The 18,582-nt window shown below is 56.8% G+C and carries 18 protein-coding genes; 4 read left to right on the plus strand and 14 right to left on the minus strand.

Annotation, left to right across the window (positions count from 1 at the left end; all coding sequences use genetic code 11):
- Positions 1 to 277: 277 nt before the first annotated feature.
- From ACIQWS_RS19535 to ACIQWS_RS19560, 6 genes are all read right to left on the minus strand, one after another.
- Positions 278 to 1,054 carry an anti-sigma factor family protein gene (locus tag ACIQWS_RS19535; protein ID WP_403183190.1) on the minus strand — a complete coding sequence of 259 codons (777 nt, stop codon included), beginning with the start codon at positions 1,052 to 1,054 and terminating at the stop codon, positions 278 to 280.
- Entirely contained in the window at positions 1,051 to 1,581 is a 531-nt protein-coding gene (locus tag ACIQWS_RS19540; protein ID WP_403183193.1) for an RNA polymerase sigma factor, read from the minus strand. The genes ACIQWS_RS19535 and ACIQWS_RS19540 overlap by 4 nt, the downstream gene beginning before the upstream one ends.
- A 145-nt stretch (positions 1,582 to 1,726) precedes the next feature.
- Positions 1,727 to 3,190: a YncE family protein gene (locus ACIQWS_RS19545; protein ID WP_403183196.1), complete on the minus strand. Its 1,464-nt coding sequence runs from the start codon at positions 3,188 to 3,190 to the stop codon at positions 1,727 to 1,729.
- 10 nt (positions 3,191 to 3,200) lie between these two features.
- Complete coding sequence (locus ACIQWS_RS19550; RefSeq protein ID WP_403183199.1) at positions 3,201 to 3,704, minus strand: DUF305 domain-containing protein; 504 nt, start codon at positions 3,702 to 3,704, stop codon at positions 3,201 to 3,203.
- 392 nt (positions 3,705 to 4,096) lie between these two features.
- Complete coding sequence (locus tag ACIQWS_RS19555; protein ID WP_403183202.1) at positions 4,097 to 4,918, minus strand: PfkB family carbohydrate kinase; 822 nt, start codon at positions 4,916 to 4,918, stop codon at positions 4,097 to 4,099.
- A gap of 51 nt (positions 4,919 to 4,969) precedes the next feature.
- Positions 4,970 to 5,983 carry an SIS domain-containing protein gene (locus ACIQWS_RS19560; RefSeq protein ID WP_403183205.1) on the minus strand — a complete coding sequence of 338 codons (1,014 nt, stop codon included), beginning with the start codon at positions 5,981 to 5,983 and terminating at the stop codon, positions 4,970 to 4,972.
- Positions 5,984 to 6,179: 196 nt separating this feature from the next.
- On the opposite strand from ACIQWS_RS19560, the gene ACIQWS_RS19565 reads away from it, so the two are divergent.
- Complete coding sequence (locus tag ACIQWS_RS19565) at positions 6,180 to 6,911, plus strand: GntR family transcriptional regulator (protein WP_403183209.1); 732 nt, start codon at positions 6,180 to 6,182, stop codon at positions 6,909 to 6,911.
- A gap of 45 nt (positions 6,912 to 6,956) precedes the next feature.
- Here ACIQWS_RS19565 and ACIQWS_RS19570 read toward each other — a convergent pair whose 3' ends face one another.
- The 8 genes from ACIQWS_RS19570 to minC all read right to left on the minus strand — a co-directional run bounded on the left by ACIQWS_RS19570 (position 6,957) and on the right by minC (position 13,385).
- Positions 6,957 to 7,709 (minus strand): amino acid ABC transporter ATP-binding protein, encoded by a 753-nt coding sequence (locus tag ACIQWS_RS19570; protein WP_223614459.1) that lies wholly within the window; start codon positions 7,707 to 7,709, stop codon positions 6,957 to 6,959.
- A 22-nt stretch (positions 7,710 to 7,731) separates the two neighbouring features.
- A complete protein-coding gene (locus ACIQWS_RS19575) occupies positions 7,732 to 8,703 on the minus strand; it encodes an amino acid ABC transporter permease (protein WP_403183214.1) in 972 nt (323 codons plus the stop codon).
- 14 nt (positions 8,704 to 8,717) lie between these two features.
- Positions 8,718 to 10,001 carry an NAD(P)/FAD-dependent oxidoreductase gene (locus tag ACIQWS_RS19580; protein WP_403183217.1) on the minus strand — a complete coding sequence of 428 codons (1,284 nt, stop codon included), beginning with the start codon at positions 9,999 to 10,001 and terminating at the stop codon, positions 8,718 to 8,720.
- A 94-nt stretch (positions 10,002 to 10,095) separates the two neighbouring features.
- Complete coding sequence (locus ACIQWS_RS19585; protein ID WP_346308132.1) at positions 10,096 to 10,923, minus strand: transporter substrate-binding domain-containing protein; 828 nt, start codon at positions 10,921 to 10,923, stop codon at positions 10,096 to 10,098.
- Between the two features lie 364 nt (positions 10,924 to 11,287).
- A complete protein-coding gene (locus tag ACIQWS_RS19590; protein ID WP_346308133.1) occupies positions 11,288 to 11,470 on the minus strand; it encodes a hypothetical protein in 183 nt (60 codons plus the stop codon).
- 57 nt (positions 11,471 to 11,527) lie between these two features.
- The gene (gene minE, locus ACIQWS_RS19595) at positions 11,528 to 11,791 is read right to left on the minus strand and encodes a cell division topological specificity factor MinE (protein ID WP_223614464.1); all 264 of its coding nucleotides are present in this window, start codon (positions 11,789 to 11,791) and stop codon (positions 11,528 to 11,530) included.
- Positions 11,788 to 12,603 carry a septum site-determining protein MinD gene (minD, locus tag ACIQWS_RS19600; RefSeq protein WP_346308134.1) on the minus strand — a complete coding sequence of 272 codons (816 nt, stop codon included), beginning with the start codon at positions 12,601 to 12,603 and terminating at the stop codon, positions 11,788 to 11,790. Before minD ends, minE begins: the two co-directional genes overlap by 4 nt.
- A 29-nt stretch (positions 12,604 to 12,632) precedes the next feature.
- Complete coding sequence (gene minC / locus ACIQWS_RS19605) at positions 12,633 to 13,385, minus strand: septum site-determining protein MinC (protein WP_403183224.1); 753 nt, start codon at positions 13,383 to 13,385, stop codon at positions 12,633 to 12,635.
- A gap of 368 nt (positions 13,386 to 13,753) precedes the next feature.
- Here minC and ACIQWS_RS19610 point away from each other — a divergent pair, with 368 nt between their 5' ends.
- From ACIQWS_RS19610 to ACIQWS_RS19620, 3 genes are read left to right on the plus strand one after another with little or no spacing between them, the layout of a single operon-like run.
- Positions 13,754 to 16,579, plus strand: a complete 2,826-nt coding sequence (locus tag ACIQWS_RS19610) for a xanthine dehydrogenase family protein molybdopterin-binding subunit (protein WP_403183226.1) — start codon at positions 13,754 to 13,756, stop codon at positions 16,577 to 16,579.
- Positions 16,576 to 17,121, plus strand: coding sequence for a (2Fe-2S)-binding protein (locus tag ACIQWS_RS19615; protein ID WP_403183230.1), 546 nt, complete (start codon positions 16,576 to 16,578; stop codon positions 17,119 to 17,121). Before ACIQWS_RS19610 ends, ACIQWS_RS19615 begins: the two co-directional genes overlap by 4 nt.
- Positions 17,122 to 17,132: 11 nt before the next feature.
- The gene (locus ACIQWS_RS19620) at positions 17,133 to 18,425 is read left to right on the plus strand and encodes a c-type cytochrome (protein WP_403183233.1); all 1,293 of its coding nucleotides are present in this window, start codon (positions 17,133 to 17,135) and stop codon (positions 18,423 to 18,425) included.
- The last annotated feature ends 157 nt before the right edge of the window (positions 18,426 to 18,582 follow it).

Raw genomic sequence — 18,582 nt, forward strand, 5'->3', positions numbered from 1 at the left:
AGTATCCTACTGGTTTCGTTGTTCATTTCGCATTCTAGCAATCCGCGGCAGTAAGTTCGTAGAACAAACTCCCAATATTTCCCCGATAAGTAGAAATTATTTACTCGGCAATTGCAATCGCTTTGGCACTGCAATGTATGGCCTTTACGAGCATAGCAAAGCCACTCGGGTGAACTGTCGAGGGGTATGGTGTGGATTCGCACGGCCCGTGATGAAAATGCGAAGCGCTGGAGCGACCAGTCCCTGTCGCAACAGCATGCTTTTGCTCACACTCTATCTACACATTTGTTTCGATTTGCCGGCGCATTTCATGGGCAATCGGATTGAGTGCCTGGGTGGAAAGAGGCCCGACCAGGCTGTAGCCGATACCCTCCCTGGACCAGCTGACTCTTTGCACGGAACCGGTCGATTGCGACGACATGGGCGCGTTTTTATCGGCTGTCATCGCCCGTGTCAGCATCACCAGCCGGGTGCCACGGTCATCGTCGTACATGAGCATGCCTGCAGGGCCGTGCGCTGTGGCGACAACCCGGCCCCCCATGAACCGGTAGCCGGAGCCCGTCAGGTCAGGCACGGATATAGTGTGGCCCAAACTGTCCGAAACCCATTTGACCAGGCTAACCTGATCGGATGCCTTGATTTCGACCGGCCGCCCTTTATCGCCAGCATACACCTGATAGCTGTATGTTGCCTCGTCAGCGAGCGCCATGATCCCACCGGCGGCCGGTTGACCCATATCGTGAAGCGACCAGCCGCCGGCTATGCCAACAGCAAGCAACACAACAGCGGCCGCCGCCGAGCGCCAAACCGGGAAACTGGGACGGCGCGCACCATCAAGCATGCGCGCCAGATTGAGCTCCGGAGGTACCGGTTCTTCGCTGATTGGTGCGAGCGCGGACCGCAGTTCATCCCGCTGCCTTCGGTAACTTGCGATCCTTTTTGCTTCGTCAGGGTGCTGCTCGAGATATCCGGCTACCTCATCCCGCCTGGTCGTGCTGAGAGCTTGGTCGACATAGGCATGTAGATCGTCTTCCGTAATCGGGCGCTTGTTCATTTTACTCTCCTCAAATGAGGACCGTTTTCAATTTTGTTGCTCACATCACCCTCAAGAATCTGCCGTAACCGTTCACGGCCGCGCGCCAGTCGCGACATAACCGTGCCAATGGGAACCCCGAGAATCTTCGCGGTCTCCGCATAGGACAGATCTTCAACCGAAACGAGAAGAATGACGCTTCTCTGTTCCTCGGGCAAAGTCTTCAAGGCACGCAAAACGTCCTGCTGGTGTAAGCCATCCTCCTGCGCGGGCCGTCCGGAGAGAGCCGGGTCAGATACATCATCAATGTCCAGATGCACCCCACGCCGTGCGGTTTTCCTCAAGCTGTTAATCGCCAGATTGTGCAGGATCGTAAACATCCATGTTCTGGCGTTGCCATCCTCACGCCGCTGGTGCCAATGACTGACGGCCCGCTCCAGACAATCCTGCAGCAGGTCATCGGCGGCCGATCGATCCCCCATCAAGCTGCGCGCATATCGCCGCAAGGCCGGAATGAGGGGCTCAATCAAAACGACCATATCTGTCATGACCGAACCCCTTCTGGTTCAAGACATTGTCCTGCGTCTTTGGCGGTGGCCGGTGTGCCAATGAAATTTTGACGCACTGTCCCGATCTGTAACTGCTGCCCGCATTCCGCAGTCCGACGGCAAACCGAATGCGGGCAGCGCGTTATCATTTGGTCTGCACCTGCACGGGCGTACCGATTCTGGCGGCCGTGCCGGACGCAACCACCAGATAACGGCTCGGGGCATCCTGTCCACTCTGCGCCAATTGACGAATGGGGCCAACCGCGTTGACGATTGCCGAACCTGCGGGGTTGGTCATGAACGCGGCCAGCGGCTCGAGCATACCACCGCCATCCGCCTGGGAAGCCAAGGCCAGCACATAAGGCTGCTTTGGCTCCAGGCCCGTCACCGCAGCTTGCAGGACCTGTGTAAGCCCCTGATCGAACAGCGTCACACTGGTCGGCTTCACGTCCGCAGACGCAGCAGCTGTCACCGAACCGAGGGTCAAGTGGGCCGCTTGGCCAGCAACACCGAGAGGTTGCAAGTTCTGCATCCCGTCACCTTCCGGGACGGCATTGGAAACATACGCCAAGGCCTGCGGTGCCTGTCCGATGGGAATGGTTGCAATCACCGTATTGGTCAGCGTGTCGATGGCCGCCAATGCATCGGCATTTTCCAGGCCAACGTAAATGCGTGTGCCATCGCCAGAGGGCCACAGGCCATGCGGGAGCTTACCGACCGGGATCGTAGCCACTTGCTCAAACGTGTCGGTGCGGAAAACCTTGATCTGGTTCAATCCGCCAACAGTTACATAGGCAAACATGCCATTGGCATTGCCGACGATATTCACGTGATTGGTGATCGGCCCCGTGTCCAGCGTTTTGAGAAGTTTGAAAGGAGGCTTGGCATCAAACACCTGTGTCCTGCCCACATCTTTCAGCGTGAACCAGACCTGCTTGCCATCGGGCGTTGCGGCAAGATCAGGGCAGAATGGACTTTCCTGCTTCACATGGCCGACGATCTTGTGATCGGCAATGGAGATGACAACGGTTTCCGGATTGAACGACGAACAGACATAGCCGTATTTGTTGTCAGGTGAGAAGATTTGCATGCCCGGTCCCGCGGGAACCTTGATCCGCGTCTTTTCTGCAAATGTATGTCCATCCAGAACAGCGATGTAATCTTCACCCCGAACCGTGACCCAGACTTCCTTGCCGTCAAGTGTGAAAAATGCCTCATGTGGGGCCCGCCCGAGGTAGGTGACGTGTTTGATCGCGTTGGTGGCCGTGTCGATAAACGTAACAGAATTGGTGCCGATCGAGACAACCGCGAGCGTTTTGTGATCGGGGGAAAAACCCATGCCGTGCACAAGCACCTGGCCGCGATAAAGCGGACTGAGATTGCCGGGTTGTGGATCTCCGAGCCGGATCACGCCCAACAGCTTGTTATCGACGGGATCGGTAACCGATACTGTATTGGAGAACTGTTCGGCAGCGTAGACGCGATCGCGATGACTGACCGGAACGTCGGGTGCCGAGGCCAATCCGGGCACCTGCCCGGCCAAAGCAGGAACCAACCCTGCGACTGCGGTGCCAATCAGCAATGTTATTGTAAAAAGCTTCAATCTCATTTCAAACTCCCTATTTCATGTTCATGGCTGGTGACATGGACATTGCTTGCGTTGTCGGCGAGTGGGTATCCAAATCAGGTATGAACGAGGTTTGGGTCGGAGATGGTTTGGATGGAGGCAGGGGTTCGCCGATCGCCAGGCGCATCGCTGCAATTTCCTGTTGTTGCGTGACAATGATTTCCTGGGCGAGACGCTTTATATTCTCGTTGTTGCCATAGCGAAGAACCGCCAGTGCCATATCAATCGCGCCCTGATGATGCGGCACCATCATCGCAACAAAGTCGCGATCAACGTCACCGGTTGGCTTGACCTCCATGTCCGCCATCATTTTTGCCATGGCCGCATCATTTTGCGTCAGAAATGGCGTTTCGTTCTGCATTGCAGATTTCGTCGCGTCGCTCATGCATATCACGTCGCTGGAAGGATCGCGCGCCGCAGCAATGGCGGACCAAGCGACAGCAAGTGTTCCCGCGAGAAGAAGTGCTCGTTGACCATTGAGATATCGATGGGACATGTCTTTCATACTCCGATCGGATTGTGTGTGTTCTGATGGTGAGACACGCCAAACGCCGGTTTATTCCACGCCGTGAGATTTTTTTGCATTGAGCATGTTCGAGCGAGCTGCTGCGCCGAAGCCGGATGCTGAAGTCTCTTTACCGCTGCCGTTTGCAACTTGAGGCTTGGTGGAAGGGTTGACCGTCCAATAAGGGCGACGCCTCGCAGTGTTGTATTTGTCGCCAGAATGCCTGAGACGCCTGTCTGCGGCGGGGTCCAACATACGCAACAGCAAGGTGGCTGTCCGTTGAAGGTGCCATTGAAAACCGCCGTGGAGGTTACAGACGAGACCGCTTTTCCCGCGGCCTCCATTTTGGGAACATAGTCTCGCTTTCCAGATTCTTTCGCTCTTTACAGATCCGTCGCTATCAGCGGCTGCAGAAACCCGCCCAAATGCGAGCAGGTGACGGCAGCACAATCACGCCCCGCAACCAGACAGTCGTCGAAATCTTTTTGATGCAGGAAAGCCACGAGAAAGCCGGCAATGAAGCTGTCGCCCGCGCCGGTCGTATCCACCACCTCTGTCTTCCTGCTGCCTATTCGAATTTCACCGTCACCACCGTGAGCGATTGCACCGGCACTGCCGCATGTGACGACGGCGTTGAGAGCACCTGCGGCGAGATAGGCTGTCAGCAATTGTGTTGCACGTGCGGCGTTCTCCCCCGCCGACCCGAAGGCAATTGTCAGCCCATCGGGTTCAAGGTGTGCTGGATCATTGTTGACGCCGAGATCCTGCGATACGCTGACACCCCGCTCCGTGAGGTGACGACGCAGCGTTCCCCCGTCATCGAGCCAACCGATATGCACATGATCCATTGTTTCGAGAACTGCCAGATCGCGAGCCGGTGGGGCATATCCAGAGCAGGTGCCAAAATCTTCGTCGACTATTATCCGATCGCCTGATGAGGCTATCGAAATTTGTGTCGACGCCGTTTTGCCGGCTTTGCTCTGGACGTATTGAACGTTCACGCCATTTTCTGCCAGGAGCGCGACCGTGCGCTTCCCGGCAGAATCCTCACCAACGGCACCGAAGTAGAACGACTGGCATCCCAGCCGCGCGAGTTGAACCGCAACATTGACTGCATTTCCACCAACGACCGAATATGCCGGAGGCGCCTGAAAGTAGTCGATGCAATTATCGCCAACGGCTGCAATGCGCAGTGGTGTCTTCAACGTGCTTGAACCTTTCTTCAAATCGAAGGATGGCTTGGACCATGGTCGTTTCTAGTATGCGACCCGCTTATAATAACGGCGGGTGGTCAGCGGATGGTTCCGTATCACTTCCAAATGGGCGCTGATCCGCTCCAAAACAGCTGCCAGCATAACGGGCGAGACAAGCCCGCGCAGTTCGGCAGAAATACCTGGCAGATCAAATGCCGCCGCATCGATGACCGACACCTGATCAGTATAGTTTTGTGCGAAGCTCTCCACACGGTCGGCCAAAGGGCGGCAAGCATCTTCCCCCTTGAGCAGGAACAGGCTGACATTCTTTTCGACAAGCTCCAGCGTTCCGTGAAAGAAATCCGACGCATGTACGGGACGCGCGCGTATCCATTGCATTTCCTCCAGGATGCACATGCCGTAGTAAAAGGCCGCCGGCCACACATTCCCGGCGCCGGTTATGATGTGATAATTGGAATTCGCCAACCGCGTGGCCAGCCCATTTGCCTGATCTTCGAAGGAACGCTTCACGTCGAGAAGAAGCCCCGGCAACTGTGTGAGTTCACCAATCAGCTGGTCATAATTGGCAATCTCACCGCGGTGTTTCATAACGGACAGAGCAATAATCAGGGATTGCAGATAGAAAGATTCGCAGGACGTATCGTCTTCTGCGAAATTAACGAACACGTGATCGCCACCCATTCCAAGAGGTGTCTGCTCATGTCCGACAAGGGTGATAACCGTTGCCCCCAGCGTTTTTATTTTCTCAAGCAGTGCCACGCTCTCTTTGGTCGTGCCGGATAGCGAGGGCATCACGACGATCGATTTCGCGGTGAGATTGCGCGAACCGGTCACCAGCAGCTCTGCCGTCGATTCGATAAAGGCGGGAAAACGCGACTGCCGCTGCAGCAATTGCGCGGCGGGCTGCATAAGGATTGCCGCGCCTCCGGTGCCGAGGAAAAATATGTTTTCAGCTCCGCGAGCCAAACAGCTTCCTATGACCTGATCAAGGCGGTTTTCCAGCGCGAGCGCGCCGGTTTGGATACGGAGATATCGCTGTTCATCAAAATTCAGCATGTTGGTCTTTCTGGGAGAGAAGTGTGGATTGTTCCAAATCGGAGATACATTCATAGTTGTAAGACAACTGACATCATTGTCAATAATGCCTATATGAAAGAGAGCGATTTAAATGATAAGTTCAGCAAAAGCCTTCTTGACCGGATCATATTTGTCAGACAAGGAGGATCAAAACCACTTGCTGACGAGGTGATCCGTGGACGAGCCCCTTCGCGATATGCGAACATTGGTCATTCAACTTCGCGAAAGAATTGCTGACCTCATTCGCGAGCAGGCCCTCCGGCCTGGCGATAAACTCCCGACGGAAGCGCAACTGACGGCGCGTTTCAAAATCTCCCGGCCGGCATTGAGGGAAGCGTTGAAACTGCTGGAACAGGACGGATTGATCTACGTCGAACACGGGCGCGGTCGATTTGTCTCGGCAATGTCCGCCATCCAGATCGACCGTCCTATAACGGTCTTCGAAAGTGTGACGGAAATGACCGGACACTACGGCTACAACACCGTCAACAAGGTCTTGTCCATCTCCGAAGAAGCGCCGGATCCGGCCCTGGCAAAGCAGCTACATCTGGACGAGGGCGCGCGCGTGATCCGGCTCGAACGATTGCGGTTGGAGCACGACGATCCGATAATGTATTGCGTGGATTATGTGCCGCGCAGCATCATAACCGCCCGCCTTTACGACATCGACTGGAGCGGCTCGCTATTGGCCCTGCTGGACCAGTACAAGCAAAGGCCTCGTATGTCGGCCGCGTCCGTTTCAGCCGTGATGCTACCGCAGGATGTCGTCGATCGAAATGATCTGCGCAATTTTGGGCCTGCGCTGCTGATCACTGAAACCTGTTTCAATGCAGCGGGAACGCCGGTGGTCTATGCCCTGGACTACCACAAGGGCAGTCATTTTTCATTCAGTCTGGCGCGCAGGTAACGGTGTGATAGCGGCGTCTGCCGCTGGCGCATTTGCCCATGCCGGTCAATGCAGTATTTGGCTCAAGAAATGCCGGCTGCGCTCGTTCTGCGGATTGTCGAAAAAGTCATTCGGCTTGCCTTCCTCGACGATCTTGCCGCGATCCATGAAAATGACGCGATCGGCAACCTGTTTTGCAAAGCCCATCTCGTGGGTGACGCAAATCATGGTCATCCCCTCTTTGGCCAGAGACACCATTGTGTCGAGCACTTCCTTGACCATCTCCGGATCAAGCGCCGATGTCGGCTCGTCAAACAGCATGATCTTCGGATTCATGCAAAGAGCGCGGGCAATGGCGACGCGTTGCTGCTGGCCGCCGGAAAGCTGGATCGGATATTTGTTGGCCTGCTCGGGGATGCGCACACGCTCAAGATAATGCATGGCGATCTCGACGGCTTTTTTCTTTGGCGTTTTCCGCACCCACATGGGCGCCAAAATGCAGTTCTGCAATATGGTCAGGTGAGGAAACAGATTGAAATGCTGGAACACCATGCCGACTTCCCGCCGCACTTCATCGATCCGGTCTTCATCAGCGGTCAACTCAATCCCGCCCACGACGATCTTGCCTTCCTGGTGGGCCTCGAGCCGATTGATACACCGTATCAGGGTGGATTTACCTGAACCGGACGGTCCGCAGATCACCACCTTTTCCCTGGGAGCGATCACAAGGTTGATGTCGTCCAGTGCATGGAAGCTCCCAAACCACTTATGGACGCTGTTCAGTTCAATTTCGACTGATGAAGCGGCGGATTTTGTCATGGCATTTCCCTTGGAGCGAACATTAGCGTTTCAGCGACCGGCCGAACCGCTCTTCAATGCGGGCCTGCACAATCTCGAGGCCGATGGACAGGAGCCAGTAGATCATTGATGCCGTAATGAGCATTTCGATGTGCCTGAATTCTTTCTGGCCCATCGTGCGCGCCAGATACATGATCTCCCAGACCCCCACGACCGATACCAGCGAGGAATCCTTGAGCATGGCGATGAATTGATTGCCGGTCGGCGGAATGATGACGCGCATGGCCTGCGGTAGGACAACCAGAAACATCGTATGATTGGGCCGCAGACCGAGCGCTGTTGCGCCCTCACTCTGGCCGCGCGGTATGCTTTCAATGCCGGCCCGGAAAATCTCGGTCATATAGGCGCCATAACAAAGCGACAGCGCCAGAATGCCAGCCGGGATCGCACCGATCACATAGCCCACCTGCGGCAAGCCCAGATAAATGATGTAAATCTGCATGAGCAGCGGCAGACCGCGGAACAGCGATGTGTAGAAACTCGCAAGTCCGTAGATGACACCGTTCTTGGAGAGCTTGGCGATTGCGCCAATCAAGGCGATGACCGTGGCAATGAAAATTGAGATCACCGATATATAAAGGGTCGTGACGACGCCTTGCGTTATGAGGAAGCCAATCTTCTTTGCAATGAATGTAAAACTGAGATCGAATGAATAGAAGAACAACAACAGCAGGCCGAACAGTTCTGCCCATACGGCGCCGATCTGGTACGTCCTGGGTAAAAGCCCCAGAAGTTTCCAGTTAACTGCAATCAGCAGGGCAAAGCAGATCGCGGCTAAAGCGCGTGTTATCTCGGGCGAGGCTGCAATTCCCGGCGCCAATGAAGGAAACAGGGTCGTAATCCAGTTTCCGCCCACACCCATCCAGTAGAGCATGGCCGCAACAAACACGATAGCGATGACGGCTCCGATACGCCTTGTTGCCTTTGGGTAGGACAGAACGAGAGTTGCAATCATTTTGATCCCCATAGTCAGACGGACGATCGTTCTCGCCACCAATCCTGAGCCTGCAGTTTCCAGTAAGTGAGTTGCGCCACCGTCAACCCGGCCAAGCCTCCAGCCCAGACGAGGCCGAACGGCTTGAACAAATTGTATCGGTTGGATTGTCCCAGGATGGCCTCTGCCACGAGCTTGCCGCCAATGGCGGTCGTGTTCAAACCATGCCCACCAAATGCGGTGCAATACCAGACGTTCGGCTGCAGTTGCCCGATCTGCGGCATGAGGTGCCTGGCATAGGACATCAATCCGGACCAGGATGTTTCAATCTTAAGATCGGCAAGTTGAGGATATGTGCTTACCATTTCCCGCCGCAACTCGGCGGCAAGCGCAGCGGGTGACGCTGCCCTTGTGGTAATCCGGCCACCCCATAGCAAGCGTTTGCCCCCCTCGACGACCCGGTAATAGTCCCCTGCCCTGCGGTTGTCGCCCACGGCGTGCGATGTATCGACGGCCTGCCGGATCAGTTCGGGAGCTTCTTCGGAAAGCATGACGTAGGTCGCGATCGGCAGAAAGCTTCGCTTCAGCTTTGGCAGAAAACCGGTGGTGTAACCGCCCGTCGTCACAACGATGCAACGCGCTTTGACCTTTCCCGCGTCGGTGTGAACAATCTTTTCAGGCCGGGAAAAGTCGTTGGCAATCGCGGGGCTCGCTTCGAAGATCTTTCCACCCAACCGTTCAATCTCCGCGGCGACGCCACGCAAATAATTCAACGGATGCATGTGAAAGGCCTGCGGATCGCGCAATGCCTGGAAATAGCGCCTGGACCGGAGTTTCGCCTGCACTTCATCACGGCTCAGATAGTCCACGCCATAGTCGAAATCCCGTTGAAGGACTGCAGCGCGGGCCTTCAGAGCATCCCCATCGTCATATCGCAAGACAGACATGATCCCGTGGATAGGGTCTGCCGACGCAATGTTCAGATCATTGATCGTGTCGCGGACAAAGCGCATGCCTTCAATGGACAAGGCATGAAGCTTATGCGCGCTTTCAGGCCCAACCATGCGGGCTATGGCATCGCCGTCATTGGCAAAACCCGAACCGACGAAGCCGCCGTTTCGCCCGGACGCTCCCCAGCCGATACGCTCGGCTTCCAGCACAACGACCGTCTGGCCGGCCCGTGCCAACTGAAGAGCAGTGGTAATTCCGGCGAGACCACCGCCAATAACGCAGGTGTCGCACTCGACAGTGCCCGACAGAAGGGGAAATCGTCTGTCTTCGGCAATTGTCCGTCGATAGAACGTATCAATGTAACTCATTGCTTGCTCGCGGGGGAATGCGTTTGAAGGATCGAATACCAGGAGGATGGAGCGCGGGTATTGCCACAATCGCCGGCGCCCGCGCTCTTCCTTGTCAGTTGGTGCTATAGTCCTTGCCGTACCATTTGGTGGTCAACGCCGTGAGCGTGCCATCCGATCGCATGGCCCCGATGATTTCACCGATCTTGGCAGTCCACTCGGGATCACCCTTTTCGGCGATCACTACAAGCGGCTCACGGAAGGCATAGCCGCCATCAAGAATTCGAACGGGATATCCGTTCTTGATTGCGTTCTGCGCTGTCTGCTCCGGGGCGATAACCGCATCCAGACGCACTCCGTCGCCAAGGCGGAGATCGTCAAATGGCAGCATTGAATCGGCAAAGGTACGAACTTCACCTGGCTCGACTTTATACTCGACCGGCGGCAGGCCCGGAGCATCGATCTCAAGCTGACGACGGATAAAATCTTCTGACGTCGTTGCCGTCTCGACGCCGATGGTCTTGCCGTTCAAATCCGCGCTCGATTTGGCTTTGCTGTCCTTATGGACGACGTAGACATAGGGGCTGTAGTAATACACCGATGCGAAATCGATAACTTGTGCACGGGCTTTTGTCGGCGTTACGGAACCGACACCCACGTCATACCGCCCTTGCCAGCGACCGCCCGTCAGAGTAGCCCAGTCCGGGGTTTGGAAGGAGACTTCGACGCCAAGTCGCTTGCCGATCTCCTTGGACATGTCGATATCGAAGCCGACCATTTCGTTGTTGTCATCGAGATAACTTTGCGGCGGCCAACTGCTGTTGGTTGCAACCACCATGGCCTTTTTCTGCATTACCCGCTCAAGCGTTGTTCCCGCTTGCGCTGCCGGTACGAACGAAAGCGCCAATATCCCGGCCGCCAAACTCTTGATTATATAACCCATGCCATCCTCCTGAATGCGACGTCGGCCCCCTGCATTTCAATGCTTATGTAAGACGTCAGACAATGCAGTTCATAGCCAATGACCTATGGAGTCAAGACGGCGCCCGCCATTTTATGCGCAACGCCAGCAAAAGTTGTTGCAATTTGAATATGAGATCATGAGAAATGAAAATGTCAGGTTGCAGCTTGAAATCCGCACTGTTCGGATCATGCGCACAGCTTGCGGGAAAAGGGCACAGGCCAGCAATCGGATCATCGCCCCAAACGGAGCGATGAGGCGCGGCTGAGGAACACAGGGAACCGGAGCCGGCCCCTGCCCGGTTTTGATCCCTCAACCTATCTGCAGAGAACCTTCGAAGCTGCTATCAAGATGCAGCGTGCGCTTTGCCAGGCTTAGGATCGACCCCAACAGCCTGTTCGCAAAGAGCCACGTGTTTGGCCAGCGCATCGATTGGCAGGAACGCACTGACCGTGCAAATATCGCGCTTTTGGAACTTTGGCATTCCCTGGAGTTCCTTCAGTCGTTCAAGAAGTGCAAACCGGTTCATACTCGTCTCCTTCATCCACTGGTTGGCGTTTGCCCCGCCCCCCTTCTCATGTATCCATCAAGCAGCCCGAACTCCGGCTTTCAATGGAATCTCGATGTCAACCTCCAGCATCGAGACCTGGTCATCACTGTTCATTGTCACGCGAACTTTTTCCCGATCGATTTGTATGTGCCGCGTGACGACAGCCAGAATTTCTTCCCTTAACAGAATGACCAGGTCGGAATGCCCCTGCGATGCACGTTCATGGGCAAGCAGAATCTGCAGACGTTCGCGCGCCTTGGGTGCCGAAGCCTGCTTATTGAAGAAACGGAAAATGCTCATGCTGCCCTCCGCCGGAATATTTTGCCCAACAGACCACGCTTTTCACTGGGAATGGTGACAGGGATCGTTTCGCCGGCGAGGCGCCGTGCGGCATCCATATAAGCCAAAGCCGGTGCGCTATCCTTGTCAGCCAGAGTTACCGGCGAACCGATGTTGGATGCGCGCAGGACGTCCTGGCTTTCGGGAATGATGCCAAGCAGCGGAATGGATAGAATTTCGAGAACGTCTTCCACCTTCAACATATCGCCGCGTTCAGCCCGGTTTGCATCATAGCGGGTTAAAAGGAGATGTTTTTCCATTCTCTCACCGCGTTCGGCCTTGAGCGTCTTTGAGTCGAGAAGGCCAATAATCCGGTCTGAATCCCGAACCGAGGAGACCTCCGGGTTCGTGACGACGACTGCAATGTCGGCGTGGCGCATCGCCAGCGTCGCACCGCGTTCAATGCCTGCCGGGCTGTCGCAAATGATCCAGTCAAAGGATTTCTTCAGATCTTCGATGACCTTTTCCACACCCTCAGCCGTAAGATTGTCCTTGTCGCGGGTTTGAGATGCAGGCAGCAGGAAGAGCGTATCAAGCCGCTTATCGCGAATGAGCGCCTGGGACAATTTCGCGTCGCCCTGGATGACGTTGACCAGATCGAAGACGACACGGCGTTCCGCACCCATAACAAGATCGAGGTTCCGTAATCCCACGTCGAAATCGATGACAACCGTCCTCTCATTGCGCTGAGCAAGTGCCGCGCCAAGCGCGGCGGTTGACGTTGTTTTACCAACGCCTCCTTTGCCCGAGGTCACTACCACCACTTTTCCCATATTTTTTCCTACCTTCCTCGAGCCCTGATTCAACCAAATGCCTCTGCCAGTATGGTGTCTCCCTCGAGCCACAGCTGGACGGCTTTCCCGCGAAGCCGAGGTTCCAAATCCTCGGCTGTCTTGTAAAGGCCATCTATGGCCAACAGTTCTGCTTCAAGTTTGCGGCAAAAAATACGCGCCGATGCGTTGCCGGCCGAGCCAGCCATGGCTCTGCCGCGCAGCGTGCCATAGACATGGATAGAGCCACCCGCGACGACTTCAGCACCCGAGGCGACCGACCCGATGATGGTCACATCGCCCTCCGGAAAAATCACCGATTGCCCTGATCGCACAGGCTCCTTGATGATAATCGACGGCATCACGCGGACCTGAGCTCCGCCGGAAGCGTTCGCCGACGTGAAAGGAGGCTTGGCATTTCCGCCGCGTGGTTCGATTGCCGCCGTTGCTGCGGGAGCCTGGAAATCCGTCGCGGATTTCCCGCCCCGCATTGCCGGTGGCATGCCGGGAGCAAGCAGTGATGGGCGAGCACCTTCTATGCCCATGATCGACACCCCGCGCTTGGCAAGCTCTTCGATCAGCAGCGCCAGCCCAGCACGGTCGGTTTGCAGGTTCTCAACGTCGAGAACGATCGGTTTACCCAGAAAGAACCCCGCAGAACGTGATGCAAGGTCGTCCAGTTGGAGCAGCCAACGATCGATCGGCGCTTCGGGCGAAAGCACAACGGCAAGAAACGACCGGCCTTTGAGGCGTATGGGTTGAGAATCTGTTAGCACTTTGTTCATCTAAGTTAATTTTTCGTTCCGGCCGTATAGGCGGCGAATGGTTAACAGATGGTTAATTTTCGCCGATTTCACACAGGTGAAAATCTGCAATCCGGTCCATGAACGGAGGAAGCAGGCAGGTCTCGCTCGACCGATTTTACCGGATAAGTACCGCCCCGAAAGCCATCCCAATATGATCTGAAGTTTGCCCACGGCACCACAATCCTATTCGGCACCGATATACGGGAAAGCTGCAAGTCCATCGCAACACATGCGGCCTCCTTTCAGAAGCAACTGCATGTATTATTTGACTCCGAAATTGCGTCCGCTGTATCTATACGTCAGGCTGCGCGCTACACTGCCTGCAATTGTTTGGAGGAGGGGGAGACATGAAGCCCAATGTTTCGCGTAGAACCTTTATCAAAGGCAGCGTCGCGGCAGGCATCGCCATCAAGGTGTCTTTTCTCTCAGCGCCGGCGCAGGCTGCACTTATTCAAACGCCCCCCTCACCCGGGCCTGACTGGCTTAAGGCCGACGGTCGGCCGAAATTCCGGCTCGACGCCATCGCCAAGGTCACAGGCGAAAAGACCTTCGCCCGCGATTACCGTGCCCGCGATCTTGAAAACTGGCCGAAGGAGCAGGCGCACGCCTTCATGCTGCACGCGACCAAAGCGGATCGCATATTCGAAGGCATCGATTTAAGTCTTCTCGGCGACGACTTGAAACCCGACCGCCTCGTTCTTCACGAAGATCTCGTTGCCGACAACATTACCATCCCGGGCGAAGGCTTTTACGGTGACGTATTCTTCGTGCCAAAAGGGCAAACGGCCCGGCTGCTGGGACAGCCGGTAGCCTTGCTTATCTATCATGATTTCGCCCGCTACGACGCGGCCAAGCGGCTGATACGCTTTGACGATACGGTGGTTCACTATGGCGGCAAGGCGCCTTACAGCCATCCGGCCCACTATGGCGCGGCGCGTTATGTGCGCATCGACGGCGGCACGCCTGGTGCGGATGACCGATACTCATCGCTGAAGGACGCTGTGATCTATGGCGGTTTTGCCGGTGATGAACCGGCGTGGCCAGCTGCGGGCGATGGCAATGCCATGGCACGCGGCATGGCTGCCGCTGCGCAGATCGAGAAGGAAATCAGCAACGCCGGCAACGACCTGCTGGTCTTCAAACACAAATATTTTTCGCAGTCGGTCGACGCGTCCGCCATGGAGGCGGACAATGGCAATGTCTGGTACGATGCATCAACCGGTATCCTTCACGTCATGATGGCGACGCAGTCGCCTTATGAAGTGGCCGAGGTCTCGGCAAGCCTCGTCTCCAAATCGAAATTCCATCTCAAGGAGGTCGACCTCAAGGTCGGTTATACCGTCGGCTACGGCACCAAGGATCATTCCATCTTTCCGTTTTTCTGCGTTCTGGCGGGCCTCTACGGCGATGGCCGGCCGGTACGGCTTGCCAATGATCGCTACGAACAGTTCCAGATGGGACTGAAACGGCACGCGTTCTGGATGGACAACACGCTGGTCGTTGACCGTCAAACCGGCCAGTTCCGCGCCATGACCGGCCATTTCAAGAACGACGGCGGCGGGCGCCCCAACTTCTCGTTTTCAGTGGGTTTCGTCGGGGCAACGGCGGCGCAGTCGATCTACTATCTGCCGAAAAGCGACTTTTCCGCCGCGGCCATTGCCTCGCGTGCTGTCGACGCGGGCTCGACGCGAGGCTATGGCACCCTCCAGTCGATGTCGGCAACCGAGATGATGGTCGATGAGGTCGCCGAAATCCTCAAAATGGATGCGATCGACCTCCGGTTGAAGAATGTTTTCAAGTCCGGCATGAAGAATACGCAAGGGGCTATCCCCGCAGGCGCGCTGCGCAACGAGGAAATCCTGCTCAAGGCGCGCGACCATCCGCTGTGGACAAAGCGCGCCGAGAAGAAAGCCGCGTTCGATGCGGCCAATCCCGGCAAGCGCTACGGCGTCGGTTACGGTCATGTACAGAAGGACTACGGTACGGGCGCGGAATCGGCACTCGCTGCGCTTGAGTTCGATGCATCGGGCCGGATCAGGTTCGCGCATGTGGCACATGAGATCGGGACAGGCACGACCACGTCGCAGGCGATCATGGTTGGCGACATTCTCGGCCGCGTTCCCGACGAGACGGAGTTCGGCAAGGTGCGCTGGCCGCAGATGCCGCTCGAAACCTCCGAAGAGCCATATACCATGTCTCAGGAAGACGAAGACAAGCACAGCCAGAACCCGCGCTGGACGCCAAGTTTCACCTCGCCCATGAGCGCGACCAACAGCGTCTATTATCTCGGCCATGCCACGCGGCAGGCGGCGCATGCGCTTGTCGACCTTGCTATTTGGCCGGCAGCGAAGTCACTGTGGTCGCGCGGCATTGGCGGCGGATCGATGACCCCCTACACCGTGCGGCGGGAGGACATCCGGCTTGAAAACGGCCAGGTGAACGCGGGCGGACTGGCGCCGCTCAGTTTCGAGGCGGTTGCGGCCGAAGCGCACCGGCTCGGTCTCGTCACCGGCGTGACGGTCCACACCTTCAACCGCTGGCAATGGACGGAAGCCGAATTCGACATCCCGAATGCAGGACGGGTGCGGCTTCCAATCGATGCGCTTGCGGTGAAATATGGCGATGGCGCCTCCGCCGAAACCAGAACGCTCATGACGCTGGACGGCTGGCAGTTCCTCAACCGGGCAGCGGTTCACTATCCGCCCACCCAGCGCAACAATGCCGGCGTCACCTATTATGCGCCGATGGCGACACTGGCCGAAATCAGCGTCGATACCGCGACAGGCGAAGTGACGCTGATTTCGCACCACTCGATCATGGAGTGCGGAACCCAGGTCGTCCCGGAACTGGTCTCCGGGCAAATCCAGGGAGGCATCGCCATGGGTATCGGCCATGCGCTGAAGGAGTACCTGCCGCTTTACGAGGACGGTCCCGGCGACGGCACCTGGAACTGGAACCGCTACGAGCTGCCTCGTTCCAAAGACGTGGCAGTCTGGACCCAGACTGTGGAAATCCTCGCGCCGCTTTCGGAGACTGACCCGCCCAAGGGTATCGCCGAGGTCGTGATGATTGCGGTGGTGCCGGCGCTTGCCAATGCCGTGTCGCACGCCATCGGCAAGCGCTTTTACGATTTGCCGATTACACCGGAAAAGATACGGGGAGCGCTGGCATGACCCTGGCCACAAAGAAGCTGTCGCTGACCGTCAACGACAAGGCGATCGATCCCGTCGACGTGCCCGAGGGCATGATGATGCAGGATTTTCTCTACGAGTATCTCAATCTCACGGGTTCGCGCATGGGCTGCGGGCAAGGCATCTGCCATGCCTGCACGGTGATCGTGGAAAGGGATGATGGTACACTCGACGAGGTGCGCACCTGTATTACGGGCGCGCATTGGTTCAAGGACAAAAAGGTGCGCACGGTGGAGGGGCATGCCAGGCGCGATGCCTCTGGCGCCATTGTCGAACTCTCGCCAATTCAGCAGGCATTCATCGAGAATTTTTCGTTCCAATGCGGTTACTGCACGCCGGGTTTTGTCACCGGTGCAACCGTTTTCATTGACCAGTTGAAACGAAAGCCGATTGCCAGGGCCGATCTGGAGCAGGCTATCACTGAAGCGCTTGATAATCATATCTGCCGCTGTACCGGTTACGTCCGCTATCACCAGGCCGTACGCGACGTGGTGCTGAAGACACCCGGCCTCTTGAAAACCTAAGGGAGTAGTCCATGACGTTGCGTAGGCTACTCTGGATCATGGCGATACTGATCGTGTGCGGCGGTCTGGTTGCGGGCAGCGTTTTTGCCGGTCTGTTCGAGAAAAGCGCCGTGGCCAAGGACATCGAGCAGCCCCTGACTGCGGACGAGATGAAAGCATTGGCGCAACGCGGCGCCTATATCGCGGTTGCCGCAGATTGCTATGCCTGCCACACGGCAAAGGGCGGGGCTGCGTGGGCCGGCGGGCTGCCGATGCAAACGCCGTTCGGCACGATCTATTCCAGCAATATTTCGTCCGACAAGGAGAATGGTATCGGCAATTGGACCCGGTATGAGTTCCAACGTGCTGTTCGCGATGGTATCGGCAAGGACGGGAAACATCTCTATCCGGCAATGCCCTATGCCTCCTATAGGCAGATGACTCCGGAAGATGTCGATGCGGTCTACAGCTATCTGATGACGCGCGAACCCATGCCGGTGAAAAACCAGGACAACGACCTGGCGTTTCCCTTCAATATTCGCCGCACGCTGACCTTCTGGAATCTTGTCAACCTGCCCGGCGCGGTGCCGGCAAATGATCCGGCACGATCCGCATTATGGAACAGGGGCCGTTACCTGGCCGATGCGCTCGCCCATTGCGGCGAGTGCCACACACCGCGCAACCTGATGCAAGGCATGGAGCAGACGCGGTATCTGCAGGGAACGATCATTGAAGGCGTCTTAGCGCCCGACGTCACGAAGGATGGGCTGACACGCATGGGATTTGACGTCCCCTTGCTGGCGAGCTTTATGAAGACCGGCATTTTCGCCGGGGGTGCGATGACCAACCAGATGTTCGAGGTTGTCCATTTCTCGACACAGTACATGACCGACGACGATATGAAGGCACTCTCGGCCTACCTGTTCAACCTCGATGCCGTGCCGGACCAATCCACGCCGCCACCAGCGCCCAAGCCGATCAATGTGGCTCCCGAGCTTACAGCGTCGGCACGGGGAACTTATCTCAACCTTTGCTCGGGCTGCCATGGCGCCCAGGGCGAAGGCATTCCGCATGTCGCGGTTCCGCTGGCCACCAACACGTCACTACGCATCAATGACGCGCGCAATTTCGTCCGCACAGTCCTGCATGGCATTCCCGCACAACGTTTCCCGGGTCTCGAACGCATGCAGCCGATGCCAGCGTTCAAGGACCAGCTGACGGATCAGCAGGTAGCGGATCTTGCCAACTGGGCACGGGCAACATGGGGTGGCCAGGAAATGAACGTCAAGCCGGCGGACATTGCCTCGATCCGTCACGGCAATTAAAGGCAACACTGTTGCCAACGGTAGCAAACGACGTGTGGCCCCTGACGGCTTTCCTTTGAGCAAGCCAGTTCGCGCAGCATTCTTGCCAGGCTGGTGATCAGTCGGGGTTACGCGCTCCGCCAGATGGCGAGAGCACCCGATGAATGTCGGCGGCCGT

It is taken from the genome of Phyllobacterium sp. NPDC097923 (assembly GCF_044760925.1).
In the GTDB taxonomy this organism is placed as follows: domain Bacteria; phylum Pseudomonadota; class Alphaproteobacteria; order Rhizobiales; family Rhizobiaceae; genus Phyllobacterium; species Phyllobacterium calauticae.